The sequence below is a fragment of the Streptomyces sp. NBC_01116 genome (assembly GCF_041435495.1).
Taxonomy (GTDB): Bacteria; Actinomycetota; Actinomycetes; order Streptomycetales; family Streptomycetaceae; genus Streptomyces.
In genome coordinates this window covers 6,597,466-6,610,522 of record NZ_CP108644.1, presented here as the reverse complement: position 1 = coordinate 6,610,522, position 13,057 = coordinate 6,597,466, and the positions used below count along the sequence as shown (strand labels likewise).

Below are 13,057 nucleotides of genomic sequence, written 5' to 3'. Positions count from 1 at the left end.
CGCGCCATTTTAGTGAGAATCCTGAGATAGCCCGGAATTCTCTCCAGTGTCAGGTCAGGGACGGGGATTCTTTGTACGGTTCCCTGACTATGGTCTGTTACGACGAGGAAAAGGCCGCAGCGCTCCTCCCGCAACACGGCACTGTAGAATACACCTGCTCGCGCCGGGTCTTCAAAGCTGTGGTCGTCGGTTCGGTGCGTTGACTGCGTTTCAGGTGGTGCGAACATCGAACATCCTCATGTGGCCCCGGAGAACGCCGAATCCCGTCATTACAACTCTGGGTTGAAGTGCCGGCAAGAGTGACAAAAAGCCCTGCTGGCGTTGCCCGCAGTTCACGCCTTCTCTAGGGTTGACGAGCGCCTGACGGAAGGTCGACGGACCGATTGGCTGTCTTCTCCGGATTGACCGACAAGGGATTCTGCTGCCGCCTCCGCGGCCATGTCTTGGAGGTCTTCACTGGCTGCTTGCACGGCTTGGCGGACGTCGAGCGCGATACCCACCGAAGCTTTAACGACGCCCCGGATGGCAGGCTTGGCGACTCGTTTTACAAGTGAGCCAATAATGAGACCGGCGGCAAACATGGGAATTGGTGCGGCCACAATAGGCCCCTTACTGTTGTCCTAATCATGGATTTTTCGCGGGCTTCATGAATTCCGAGACCCATGGTGATGATGTTGCACTATCAGGTACCGAAGGCAGCGGGAATCCGAGAGTCCTGGGGGTGACTTCTTTGAGGGTAGGGGAGTTATGTTCCCTGTTGCAAGATCTCGCCGCTCGAATCACCCTTTCGCGTGGAACTGGTTTGTCCAGGTCGCGCGAGGGTGACTTCGCGGGGACCTGGGCTGTTGCCCTCTCCGGTTTGGAGGGCCCACAATCTGGCATACGTACCGCCCAGATGGAGAAGATCCGGATGTGAGCCTTGTTCGATCACACCGTTCGGGCCGAGTACGTAGATGCTGTCCGCATGGCGGACTGTGGACAGCCGGTGGGCGATGATCATCATGGTGCGGTCGCGCCCGAACTTGTTGAGAGCTCGGTGGATTGCGGCTTCGGTCTCGTTGTCGACGGCTGAGGTTGCCTCGTCGAGAATGACGACGGGCGGGCTCTTCAGAATGGTCCGGGCGAGAGCGACGCGCTGCCGCTGACCGCCGGAGAGAGCCTTGCCACGTTCGCCGATCGCAGTTTCATACCCCATCGGCAGAGACGAAATGAATGGGTGAGCGCCCGCGGTGATGGCCGCCTCGATGACCCGTTGGTCGTCCGCATCGAATGTCCCGTAGCGGATGTTCTCGGCGATCGTCCCGTCGAACAGGTATGGCTCTTGAGGAACGTATCCGATGGTGTTGCGGAGGTCTTTGAGTCGCAGCTCCCGGATGTCGCTGCCGTCGAGCAACACCTGGCCACTGTCGGGCGCTCGGAATCTCAGCATGAGGGCGGCGAGGGTGGTCTTCCCCGCACCTGTGGTGCCGACGATGCCGGTGACCTTGCCAGGGGCGATGCGCATCGAGAGGTCAGTGAAGAGAGACGCTCTCCCGGGATATGCGAAGGACACCCGTTCGAGGCGTAGTTCTCCGTCAACTCGCTGGTCGATCGACTTGGCCGTAGGGGCGTCGCGCTCCGTGGGAAGGCTGTGAAGCCGCTGCAGCCGTTGCAGTGCCGCCGCGGCTTGGTGGTACTGGTCGACCGAACCGCTCAGCCGGGGCAGCCGGCTCAAAGTGCGATAGGGCAGGTCGATGAGAGGGGCGAAAGCGTCCACACGCAGACTCCCCCGAAGCAACGAATATCCCCCGGCGAGCAGTGTGCCGGCGAGCGAGGCTGTCGCGCACACGCGCATCAACTGGGTCTGCACAACCGCTGTCTGCTGGGCCTCTGCGGAGTTTGTGCTGTTGAGCGCGCTCAGTTTCTCGACGCGACTGTACTCGTACCCCTCGGTGCATGATGCTCGCACAATCGTGTGGGCGTACAGGGTGTCGCTCACCCGGCGGTTCAATCTGGCGCGGTGGTCACCGGACACGGAGTACTGCTCGGCGGCCCTCCTGCTCAGGCGCGAGGCCATCCAGACGACCACAGGTACGGGTGCCAGCGCCACCCACGCCAGGTGTGGAGCGAGGAAGAGGAAGGCAGGAACGAGGAGAGCGAAGCATGTGGCCAACTGGACGATCTCGTTCATCGAGGAGCCGATGAACGCTTCCAGGCGGTCGACATCCTCTGTGAGCGAACTGACGATGTCGGCAGCTCGCTCACCATCCAAATTCTGCGCGGGAAGCCGTTGGACGTGGGCGTACGTGGATGTTCGCCAGTCGTGCTCGACCGTGTGCCCCAGGCCCCGCCAGGTTTTGTCGGCCAGGTATGCCAGTGCGGTGCCTGCCGCGCATGCGAGGCCCACCGCACAGGCCAAGAACCAGAGTTGACTTGCCGTACCGACCATCCCCATGCCGGCCAGAAGAGGACTCCCCCCGCGGAAGAGGACGACGATCGTCCAGGAGAGCACCGCCGTCATTGCAGTCTCCGCCACTTGAGCCAGGACGGAGAGAGCCGCAGCACCGAGAAATCGCTTCCGATGGTTACCGATCATCTCCTCCACGCGCCGCCGGAGACCCACGCTGGACTCGGTGGCGCTGCCCGCCGGCTGGGTGGCTCTGCGAATGGTGATAACGGTCGCGAGTGTCACCGCTCCGAGAGCCAGGCTCGGGAAAGCAAGCAGGGAACCACCCACAGCGGCCACTTTGATGCCGACCAGGCATACAGCCCCCAGCGCGACAGCGGCTCTCGCCCCGCTGGGACGCCCGCCAGGACGCAGCGCATTTTCCGGTGCCAACTGCGCTCCGACCGGAGCCTTGCCGGATGCGGACGGTTGGAAGCTGCCAGATGAGCGATGCCCGCGACGGGCTGGGTACTCGATTGAAGAAACTGCCCGACGCACCGTCCGCTCAACATGCTGCGGCTCCAGAACAGCGTCGAATAGCACCAGCACCCGGCCAGTCACATGATTGGCCTGCACAGTACGAAAGCCAGCTGTCGAGCGAAGTACCTGTTCCAGGAGATCGGCGTAACCACGGTTATTCCGTACGGCAGCGACGTCCCAACGCTGACGCCCGGGCACTGCCGAGCGGACCACGGGTGGACTGCTGGCATGTCCTTCTCCGAACCTGCGGCTGGTACTGATACGTGAGCTTGTCGTGGTGATCAAAATTCCCTGCGGTTCCGTACTCTGCGCCGGCACGGGGACGGGATGCTCCGCCCATGCCGGATTCCTGTGCGGGCATATTGTCAGAGGCGGTAGAGGTCCGAGACGGCGTCCTTCAGGTCGACGACGTCGCCCTTCTCGTCCCTGGCGTGTCGACCAGGATCGTTGAAGTAGAGGGGCGCCCAGTCTCCAGTCGCATCGACGCTGAACATGCGCTCCAGGGGGTACATCCCGACCATGTGGTGCGGTCCGGTCTCCCGGTCCGACCACCCGTGTGCGACCAGCCGCCTGAGCAGGCGCTGGGCCCGGTGGAAGACCTTCCATTCCGGATAGTTCTCAACCATCACAGCCAGGGTCGGATCCGCTCCCTCATGGATACCTGCGGCGCGCAGTTCTTCCACGATGTAACTCAGGACCCCGAGTTCCGACAGATCGCGCGGAGATTCCAAGTCCAGGAGCATTTTCCAAACGTGATCCTGCCCCTGCGCAAGAGCGTCGACGAGATCCTGGAGAACTGGCGCCCGGCCCCGCGCGGCGTCCGATCGGATGTACTCCTCGACGGCAGCCAGCGGAGCGGACACCCGGACCAAGACCTTCCGGCCGGGGCAGGCCCTACCGAGCTCGATATCGAGCCGACGGCGGAAGCAATCCACCACCTGTGCATGCCGAAGGTCCACCAGTCGGAACCAGCGGTCTAGCAGCTCCGGACTGACGTATCGGTCGGCGAGCGTGCCAAGAAGATGGAAGTAGTACTGCACACGCGGAACATCGAGGTTGACCACGACACGGGCCGACGGAGCCACCGATGCGGCGACGTCCGCTGCGGCACGGCTCTGACGCAGAATGGATTCGTGCTCGTAGATCGAGAGTCCGGCATCCACGCACACTTCAGTCAGTGGTGACGACCACTTCGGACGGCGGCTTCCCAGAATGTTCAGCTCTCTCCCAGAGGAATCCCGGAGGCTGAGCGCGCGGTCGCTGAAGAGGCAAGGTCCCGTCACGATGTTGACCCGATCCGCTCTCTGCGGATCCGATGCTCCCTGCCGGATGCCCTTGAGGTGGACGAAGTACGGGTGGTCCCGGCCGAAGTCCAGCTGAGTGAAAAGCACCGCCGAGTCGCCTCGACCAACCGTGAGATTCACTGCGGCACCGCTCGCCGAGGGCCACCTTCCGCCAAAAAGCGCTCCGAGGTACTCGGCCCGTCGGGCGGCACGAGCCCTGGCACGGAACTCCGGCATGCCGGCCTGCGGTCGCTCATCCGCTGTCAGGACAGGCAGACAGTGTGCGCCCGAAACCCCTTTGAGGGGCTGTGCCGTGGCGAGTAACGGAAGGTTGTGCCGCCGTAGCAGCGGCAGTCCGCTAGCGCGTCCAGGGCTCAGCGTCGCCACCGGCAGACCTGAGCCCTCCCTCCGATCAGCGAAGTTGTAGGGGGCAAGCCTTTTCGTGCGGTGAATGTCAGACCTCCGCCATATAAGCCGTGTTGTACTTGAAGTAACCGCCCATGCACCATAGGTGACCATCAAGTGGGTGAGAAGCGATTGTCTGCCCTCTCCCCCGAACGGGGGACTGGGCGAGTGGAACGACGACCAGAGGTGGAATGTGAGTACCGAGCAGACCGCAGCGGCACCCGTGGCAGCCCGAGCGCTGGCTGCGGACGATATGGCCGACCTGGCCCGCGGCGCCGCGATCCTGGGATCGGGAGGGGGTGGCAACCCCTACATGGGACAGCTCATCGCCGAGCGTGCTCTGACCGATCACGGAGATGCTCAACTAGTCGATGTCGAATCGGTGCCCGCCGAGGCGGTCATCCTGCCGCTCGCCGTTATGGGAGCACCGACGGTGTTCCAGGAGCGGCTCCTCGCGGGTGACGAGGTGCATCGCGCGATCACACGAGCCGGAATCGAAGCCGGCCGATCGGTAACCCATCTGATGGCCGTTGAAGTGGGTGGAGTGAACGCCACCACGCCGATCGCGCCTGCGGTAGAGATGGGGCTGCCTTTGGTGGACGCCGACTTGATGGGCAGGGCCTTCCCCGAGTTGCCGATGGTACTGACCACCTTGGCGGGCCGCACCCTGAGCCCGGTCGTTCTGGCAGACGACAAGGGCAACGTCGTGACCATCGAGGCAGTTGACTCGGATTGGAGCGAACGCATCGCTCGTGTCGTCGCCGTGGCCATGGGGGGTACTGCGGTGATCGCCCTTCCGGTGATCGCCGGTGCCGACCTGGGATGCGTCGCGGTACGGGGCACCCTGACTCTTGCCCAACAGGTCGGAGCTACGGTCCGCCGAAGCCGTGAAGAGCATCGCGATCCGATCGAATCTCTGTGCACCAAGTTGGGCGCAACTCGTCTCTTTCACGGACGGGTCCTGGATGTGGACCGGGAACTCACCGGCGGCTTTGTCCAAGGACACGCCGTGATCGAGGGAGTGCCCAACCACCGTCGAAAGGAGGCCGGGCACAGTCAGACCGACAAACTCGTCGTTGATTTCCAGAACGAGTACTTGCTGGCGCGTCAGGCCGGTGCCCCGGTCGCCACCACGCCGAACCTCATCTGTGTGCTGGAGACAGAAACCGGCGAGCCGGTACCCGCAGACGTATTGCGTTACGGACTGAGGGTGACGGTGATCGTGGCACACTGCGACCCTCGCTGGACCTCAGCGGAAGGATTGGCACTGGTGGGACCGCAGCACTTCGGCTACGACTGCACTTTTAGTCCACTGACAAACCACTGAACGCGAGCGATGCTGGGTAGCGGGCCCGCCGAGTAGGGCTGATCAGGCAAATTTGTCTACGAGGCAGCGGATCCGCCGGCTCGGCAAGGGTAACGCGGGAGGGGCGCGCTCCGAGTCGGTCGGTGCTTGGCGCGTCGCCCAGCCGGGAGCCGACGCGAGGGCCATCCGTCAGCGCGTCGGCAGGAGGCCCTGGGACCAGCTAACCCGTAAGCCGTGTGGCGTCCCGGCTCATGCTTCGCAGCGCCAGCGTGCCAACTGCCCTGACGCGGACCCGGGTCACTCGGCCAGGGAGATAGGTCAGTGGAATCTCGTCAATCTCCGTGATCGTGACCGTCTCCGGCCGTGCACCAGCGATCACCGCCTTCTCCGCAGCCTCCTCCTTGGCCCGCTGCATCTGGCGCTCCCTTCCCCCAGGGCCGTCGTTAGACACGACTCGGTCGACTTCGCCGCTCGCCTGTGCAATGGAGGCACCGACCGCGTTCGCCACCGCATAGTGCGGGGGACGTCGCGCGCCGGGCAGGTTTTCCGGTAGCAGAATGCTCCCACCGCCCACCACCAGCGTAGGTAGGTCCGGACGGTCGCCGGCCATACGGTCAACAGCATCTTCGATCAACCTGCGGATCTCGGAGAGTCCCTCCCGAACCATTTCCTGGGTGACCCCTTTGACGCTGCCCGGGTCGCCCAGGTCGCCTTGACCTCCGATAACAGCCAGATCAGTCGCGGTGAGCGTCGTCCCGCCGAAGATCCTGGATCGCGTGACCAACTCGTGTCCTACGCTCCGCGGTCCCACGCGGACCCGCTGGCCCTCATACCGCACCTCGCTGCCCCCGCCGACACCGATCGACACAACGTCCGGCATACGGAAGTTGGTGCGCACCCCACCGATATCCGACTCAAGCGGTGCGAGTCGGGGAAAGCCTCCCGCCAAGACGCCGATGTCCGACGTCGTGCCTCCGATGTCGACAACTGCGCAATCCCTGACTCCCGACAGGAACGCGGCTCCGCGCATCGAGTTGGTCGGACCTGATGAAAACGTCATCACGGGGTATCGGGCGGCACGATCGAGGCTCATCAGCGTGCCGTCATTCTGCGAAAGGTAGAACGGTGCGTCGACCCCCATGACACTCAGCGCTTCTCTCATGGCCCGGCTGATGTCGGCGGCAAGTTCGTGCAGACAAGCATTAAGTACAGTGGCGTTCTCCCGGGGAAGGAGGCCGAGCCCACCAATCTGGGAGGAAAGACTGATCCGAGCTTCGGGCACCCGCGCAGTGACGATTTCTGCTACACGCTGCTCGAATTCGTCATTCGCCGGGGAGAACACGGACGTCACAGCGACCGAGCGAATGCCCCTGCCCGCCAGATCGTCAGCAGCTGCCCGGATTTCGCCCTCGTCAAGCGGGCTGATACAGCGACCGTCGAACTCGCTGCCTCCATGGCACATGTACACCTGCCCGGACACCGCGTGGCGTAGCTCCTCTGGCCACCCACTCAACGGGGGAAGGGCACGGGTTGCTGGAAGACCTAGCCGTAGCACAGCCACCTGCTCCAGTCCCCGGCGCTCCACCACCGCGTTGGTGAAATGCGTCGTTCCGATCATCAGCGCCTGGACATCGAGAGGGTCTGTTCCGGCGTCCTGAAGCGCTGCCCGCACAGCCTCAACGATTCCGGTGGTGATGTCCGTGGTGGTCCTTCTCTTGGCTGCAGATCGGACAGCCTCCTCAGACATCACCACGGCATCCGTGTGCGTACCGCCGACGTCCACCCCTACAACAGCCATGAAACTCCCCAATACTTAGGTTGGTTCGGAATCCTGGATTTCGGCTCTTCATCCGCCGGAAGCTTTGTTTCCATTGATCCGTGGTAGCGGTATAACCATCAGCCCTTGCGGGACGGTCATTGAACTGCTTTCTGCATCAACCGGTCCTCCGGATTGGCAGGTACGCAGGACGTACCTCCTGCTGATAGCTGCCAGGGAGACGGCCGCGATCATCTCCGCGAAGGAGGCGCCGACACAGCGGTGGGCGCCGGCTCCGAAGGGCAGATAGGCATCGGGACCTGCACGAAGGGCCTCACCGTGCAGCCATCTCGTCTCGTCGAACATGGTCGGGTGCTGATATCGCTCTGGATCGTGGTGCAGCGCGTGCAGGTTCAGAAGGATGCGCGTGCCTGCTGGAAACCAATACCCGCCGATCACCGCATCGCGTCCTACTTCTCTGGGCAGTGTCGGAGGCGGGTAACACCGGAGTGTTTCCTTGACCACGCCGAAGGCGGTCTGCAGTTGGCTGCCGAGACCCGGAGCGAGGCGGCCCCCGGACAGGACGCTGTCCGCCTCCTGCTGTACCGCCCGCTCAGTCCGCGGGTTCTGCGACAGTTCATGCAGGGCCCAGGTCAGGATGGTCGCCGTCGGCTCGGTCCCGGCGACCAGGAAGTTCACGACCTCTTCGACCACCTGGACGGAGGAGAGAACGGGGGGACCGTCCACGAAGGCCGCAGTCGTCCGCATACGGCTGACGACGTCACTTCCTTCCAACGCACCGCGCAGCTCTAGGAGCGAACCAACCGTGGCGTGGACGCGTTGAGCAGCACGTCGGGCTGATCGATGACGGTGCGAGCCGTGTGTCGCGCGGCGCCAGCCGGATGCTGCGGAGCGCGCGGCAATGCTCTGGGTGAGAATGGGAATGTCAGCGGCCAGCGACACGGCGATCGTCTCGTCAACCGGGCAGCGCAGGAGGACGCGCAACGTCACCTCGACAGAGAGGCGCCTCATCTCGGCATGGAGATCGATCCGTTCCCCGGACCGCCAGCGATCGGTGAACCCGTCCACGAGCGTCGCGACGGCCGCATCGTCGGAGCGCACTGCGGCCATCGAGAACGAGGGATGCATTACCCGCCGTCGACGACGATGCGCCTCTCCGTCGAGGGTGAACAGCACGTCACCGATGGTGGCGCGGAGGGCCTCCGATTCGCGCTGCCTGCTGAAAGCTCCCCCGCGATCGATCAGGATCTCCCGTACAAGAGCACCGTCGTTGACCACGTAGTGGATCCCAGAACCGACGACGACTTTGACCACGGGGCCGCTGTCGCGAACCTCGTCGCAGGCGGAAAGCACGTCGTGGCCGAACAGCAGCAAGTTCCGGAGCAGCGCCCGCTTCCCGAAGGCCCAAGGCACGGGCAGGGAAGCACCCTTCTGTACTGCCACTGGCATGTTCTCTAACACCGCATCTCACCGATCCGTCCATCAGATACTGTCGGCTACAGAAGGTAGTACGCGGCTGCGGAACGTAACCAGCGAATGGGTAACACCGCACTCGAAAGTAGGTAGGCATGGTGTCCACGCAGAGCGAAGCGGTCCTGCGACGGTTGGAAGCGGCAGGCTTCCAGCCCGGTCATATCATCGGCTGGCATCGCTTGTCGGGTGGCACTTCCAACATCGTCTTACGCGTGACGCTCACCAACAGGGACGCATTCATCCTAAAATTTCCCAGGGAGCCTGCCGACGCGCACGTGTTGGACCCCCTGCGTTGCTCCCTGGCAGCCGAGGCGGCTTTCTACAAGTCTGCGGCGGGGGTGGTGCCGACCGCGCGCCTCGTGCACTTCGCCCCCGCAGGCCGACGCGATGGACCGTTCCTGATCACGACCGCCTGCCCGGGCTCAAGTTGGGACCAAAACACGGATACCGTCTCCCCCACAGAGGAGGAACGTCTGCGCAGAGACCTCGGACAGCTGACGGCCTACCTCCACAGCGTCACCGGACCGGGATTCGGTCACCCTGCTGAGGCAATGCTCCCGTCCAGGGGAGGCTGGCGACACAGCTACGGCCGTGTTCTGCAGGAAACCCTCGCACTTGCCGAACAACACGCCGCTACAGGGCCTGTTCCAATCGGCAGACTACGGCGCCTCCTTAACGCGGCTGCACCGGCACTTGACCATGTCGAAATGCCGCGGCTCGTACACATGGACCTTCGTAAAGGGAACGTCATAATCGCTGGCAGACCCGGCAGCCGTCGGATCACCGGCCTCATCGACGGTGAGCGCATGCTTTGGGGCGACCCGTTAGCCGACTTCGCCTCCCTGGCGCTCCTCGGCGAGCTATCTGACACCGACCCGTTCTGGGTGGGTTATCAAGCGGAGAATGGCTCACGGAACTTCGACCTCTTCGGCCGCACGCGTTACGCCGTGTACCAATGCCAGCTCAGCCTTGTTCTGCTGATCGAAGCTTCACACCCAGAAGCAACCCCACAGGAGAGAAGGGGCTTGAGAACGCTAGCCGAGCCCGCGCTGGCCGCTTCCCTGAAGGTGCTCGCTGAATTTGAGAGCGGATCGATCCAGGGGGAGTGAATGCGACTCCCGGCATGGGAGCTCCATCACAGCACCGTACTCAGAGGCCCCTTCCACCCTCCCACTGCCGGAGTTCCAGATCTCCCCTACCTCAGATCTCCAACAGCGACCCCTGGCTTGGAGCGGTGGTGGGTGACGAGAGGCCAGGTCTCCCAGCGCCCATCCCCGCACGGGGCATGGCAAGGTGTCGACTGCCAGGAGAGCCCGCCCCATCCGGGCGTGGACATCAGGCCGGTTGGAGCCGAGCCTCCGAATGCGACGACGTTAAGACCGTGTCCTACATGGTCAGTTTGAGGAATCGTTTGTAGCAGCAGAGTGCGGCGGCGAGGCCGAGGAAGGCCAGGTAGTTGCCTGGTTTCCGCTCGTAGCGGTGGTTGAGTCGGCGGTAACCAGTCAGCCACGACATCGTCCGTTCGATCACCCATCTGCGTCGGCCGAGCCGCTCGCTGGAGTCGATACCTTTGCGGGCGATACGGACTCCGATGTGCTTGCCCCAGAGCCATCGCCTCAGGTGAGGGATGTCGTACGCCTTGTCGGCGTGGAGGCGGCGGGGCTTCGATTCGCTCGCGTGGGATTCGTGTCCCATGTGGAAATGGGACACCATCGGCTTCAGTGCCTGGCTGTCGTGGGTGTTGGCCGCGGAGAGCCCGACGCGTAGGGGCAGTCCGTCCGCGTCGGACAGGACGTGCATCTTGGAACCCGGCTTACCCCGGTCCACGGGGCTCGGACCTGTAAGTTCGCCCCCTTTTTAGCCCGGACGTGCGCGGAGTCCAGGACTGCCCGGGACAGGTCGACCAAGTTCTGTTCGTCCAGGAGCTGGAGGATCTTCTGGTGCAGTCGGCCCCACACCCCGGCTCTCGACCAGATGACGAACCGGCGGTGCACGGTCGACTTCGAAGCGCCGAAGCACGGCGGTAAGGCCCGCCAAGCACACCCGCTGACCAGCACATAGATGATCGCCGCGAAGACTGCCTCGTCATCGATGTTCGCGACTCCACCGCCCTGCGGACGGACTCGGGCCGGCGGCAGCAACGGCCGTGCTATCTCCCACAGTCCGTCCGGAACGATCCATCCCCACCGTCCATTTCCCATGACCAGCCCAACCGCCAACTCGGCATGTAGGGCACGGTCTTAATGCTCGGTCTGGATCGCGTTCTGGATCAGGCATCTCGCCAGCGTCTTGCCGTGGCCGAGGGGGTCCGGCGTCCGTCCTCGTTGGAGGCCGGCCATGGCTCCGTCGTATGCGAGCAGTACGTTGCCCGCCAGGGCGGCGGGGTCCTCGGTGGTGACGGTGTCCGCCAGCTGGTTCAGCCGTGTGAGGAGGAGCGTGGACTCCGCCTCGATCACGGCGCGGGCGGGGTGGTCGAGGTCGGGCAGTTCCGTGCTGGTCGCGAGGAAGGCGCACCCGCGGCCCGGGGTGTACAGGTTTCGGTAGGCGGCGACGGCGTCGAACAGGGCCAGGAGCTTCTCGGCGGGTGTGGGCGCGGCGTCCGCGGCTTCCTGCCATACCTGTTCCCAGCGGTCCAGACGCCGTTGCAGCGCGGCTGCGATCAGGCCGTCCTTTCCCCCGAAGTGCGCGTAGAGCGTGGCGGGGGCGACGTGGGCGTGGTGCAGCACCTGGTCGACGCTGGTGCGGGCGATGCCGTCCCGGGAGAAGAGCTCGTCGGCTGCGTCCAGCAAGCGGTCCCTGGCGGACGGTCTGGCCATGGCCGCGGCGGTGTCCTGGTCCATGCACCCCAGCATAACGAGCGTTACAGTGAAACGGTCGTTTCAGTGATACCGGGAGGGTCGGGTCCCTTCCGCCTCAGACCGGAGGTGCGCACATGAACGACCTGATTGGCGAGGGACCTGCCCGCACCCGAGCGTTCCTGGGTGCGGGCCTGGTCCTCGTCAGTTGCCTGAGCGTGCAAGCCTCGGCAGCACTCGCCTCGACACTCTTCGATCGGCTGGGCGCTCCCGCCGTCGCCGGGCTGCGGCAGCTCTGCGCTGCTCTCGTCCTGATGGTGCTGGTGCGTCCGAGGGTCCGTGGCCACACGCGGCAGGACTGGGCCGGCATGGTCGTCTACGGCGCTTCGATGGCCGTCATGAACGTGGCCTACTACGGCGCGGTGGGCCACCTCCCACTCGGCGTGGCGGCGACACTGCTGTTCCTCGGACCGTTCGTCGTGGCGGTCGCCTCGGCGCGCGCTTGGCGCGAAGCGCTTCTGCCTGCCGTCGGTCTGGTGGGCGTGGTCCTGGTCACGGAGCCCGGCGGGACAGTCGCGTGGGCAGGAATCGCCTTCGGGCTGCTCTCCGCGCTGGCCCTTGCCTGCTACACTCTCTTCGCGCAGCGCGTGGGCAGGACGTCCTCCGGATTGGAGGGACTGGCCATGTCGGTCGGCATCTCGGCGCTGCTGCTCCTCCCCTTCTCCTTGCCCGCCGTCCCAAGCGTCAGCGGATCCGACTGGGGCCTGGTCGCCGTCTCCGGCGTCGTCGGGGTGGCGCTCGCCTTCACCCTGGATTTCCGGGCCGTGAAGATGGCCGGCGCCAGGGTGGTCGCGACGCTGTTCTCCCTCGACCCGGTGATGGGCGCGCTGATCGGTACCCTCGCCCTCGCCGAGAGTCTTTCCGCACCGGTGCTCGTCGGCATGGGACTGATCGTGTCAGCCGGCGCCATGGCGACCTGGCGTGCTGAAAGGCTCCCGGTTTCGCCGATGCCGAGCAGCACAGACCACCCGTAACTCGGAAACGAAAAGGGGCATTGGCCGCACCCCGCAGACAGCGCTCCTTCTGCCAATAGGACCGACGAACTGCCATGTA

Annotated in this window: 10 protein-coding genes; 3 read left to right on the top strand and 7 right to left on the bottom strand. The window is 64.4% G+C overall.

The window, feature by feature from the left end:
- Positions 1-332: 332 nt before the first annotated feature.
- The 3 genes from OG245_RS29160 to OG245_RS29150 form a co-directional block, all read right to left on the bottom strand.
- Positions 333-581, bottom strand: coding sequence for a DUF5132 domain-containing protein (locus OG245_RS29160; protein WP_371628022.1), 249 nt, complete (start codon positions 579-581; stop codon positions 333-335).
- Positions 582-745: 164 nt separating this feature from the next.
- Entirely contained in the window at positions 746-3,001 is a 2,256-nt protein-coding gene (locus OG245_RS29155) for an ABC transporter ATP-binding protein (RefSeq protein ID WP_371626351.1), read from the bottom strand.
- Between the two features lie 269 nt (positions 3,002-3,270).
- The gene (locus OG245_RS29150) at positions 3,271-4,329 is read right to left on the bottom strand and encodes a hypothetical protein (RefSeq protein WP_371626350.1); all 1,059 of its coding nucleotides are present in this window, start codon (positions 4,327-4,329) and stop codon (positions 3,271-3,273) included.
- Between the two features lie 457 nt (positions 4,330-4,786).
- On the opposite strand from OG245_RS29150, the gene OG245_RS29145 reads away from it, so the two are divergent.
- Positions 4,787-5,920 (top strand): DUF917 domain-containing protein, encoded by a 1,134-nt coding sequence (locus OG245_RS29145; RefSeq protein WP_371626349.1) that lies wholly within the window; start codon positions 4,787-4,789, stop codon positions 5,918-5,920.
- Between the two features lie 199 nt (positions 5,921-6,119).
- Here OG245_RS29145 and OG245_RS29140 read toward each other — a convergent pair whose 3' ends face one another.
- Both OG245_RS29140 and OG245_RS29135 read right to left on the bottom strand, forming a co-directional pair.
- On the bottom strand, positions 6,120-7,697 hold the full coding sequence (locus tag OG245_RS29140; protein WP_371626348.1) for a hydantoinase/oxoprolinase N-terminal domain-containing protein: 1,578 nt from the start codon (positions 7,695-7,697) through the stop codon (positions 6,120-6,122).
- 48 nt (positions 7,698-7,745) lie between these two features.
- The gene (locus tag OG245_RS29135; protein ID WP_371626347.1) at positions 7,746-9,119 is read right to left on the bottom strand and encodes a cytochrome P450; all 1,374 of its coding nucleotides are present in this window, start codon (positions 9,117-9,119) and stop codon (positions 7,746-7,748) included.
- 125 nt (positions 9,120-9,244) lie between these two features.
- Between OG245_RS29135 and OG245_RS29130 the strand changes: the two genes are divergently transcribed.
- Entirely contained in the window at positions 9,245-10,258 is a 1,014-nt protein-coding gene (locus OG245_RS29130) for a phosphotransferase family protein (RefSeq protein WP_371626346.1), read from the top strand.
- A gap of 277 nt (positions 10,259-10,535) precedes the next feature.
- Here OG245_RS29130 and OG245_RS29125 read toward each other — a convergent pair.
- Together OG245_RS29125 and OG245_RS29120 are read right to left on the bottom strand one after the other, a co-directional pair.
- Positions 10,536-11,350 (bottom strand): IS5 family transposase gene (locus tag OG245_RS29125; protein WP_371626345.1). Its coding sequence is split into 2 segments (ribosomal slippage): positions 10,536-11,008 and positions 11,008-11,350, totalling 816 coding nucleotides; the frame shifts between segments, so codons are not numbered across the junction.
- 39 nt (positions 11,351-11,389) lie between these two features.
- Complete coding sequence (locus OG245_RS29120; protein WP_371626344.1) at positions 11,390-11,989, bottom strand: TetR/AcrR family transcriptional regulator; 600 nt, start codon at positions 11,987-11,989, stop codon at positions 11,390-11,392.
- Positions 11,990-12,081: 92 nt separating this feature from the next.
- Between OG245_RS29120 and OG245_RS29115 the strand changes: the two genes are divergently transcribed.
- Positions 12,082-12,978, top strand: coding sequence for a DMT family transporter (locus OG245_RS29115; protein WP_371626343.1), 897 nt, complete (start codon positions 12,082-12,084; stop codon positions 12,976-12,978).
- Positions 12,979-13,057 lie beyond the last annotated feature (79 nt).

What these genes read in the sequence shown, in the direction of transcription:
- OG245_RS29120 (WP_371626344.1), bottom strand. Translation starts at nt 11,989, where the DNA reads ATGGACCAGGACACCGCCGCGGCCATGGCCAGACCGTCCGCCAGGGAC.
- OG245_RS29130 (WP_371626346.1), top strand. Translation starts at nt 9,245, where the DNA reads ATGGTGTCCACGCAGAGCGAAGCGGTCCTGCGACGGTTGGAAGCGGCA.
- OG245_RS29160 (WP_371628022.1), bottom strand. Translation starts at nt 581, where the DNA reads ATGTTTGCCGCCGGTCTCATTATTGGCTCACTTGTAAAACGAGTCGCC.
- OG245_RS29115 (WP_371626343.1), top strand. Translation starts at nt 12,082, where the DNA reads ATGAACGACCTGATTGGCGAGGGACCTGCCCGCACCCGAGCGTTCCTG.
- OG245_RS29140 (WP_371626348.1), bottom strand. Translation starts at nt 7,697, where the DNA reads ATGGCTGTTGTAGGGGTGGACGTCGGCGGTACGCACACGGATGCCGTG.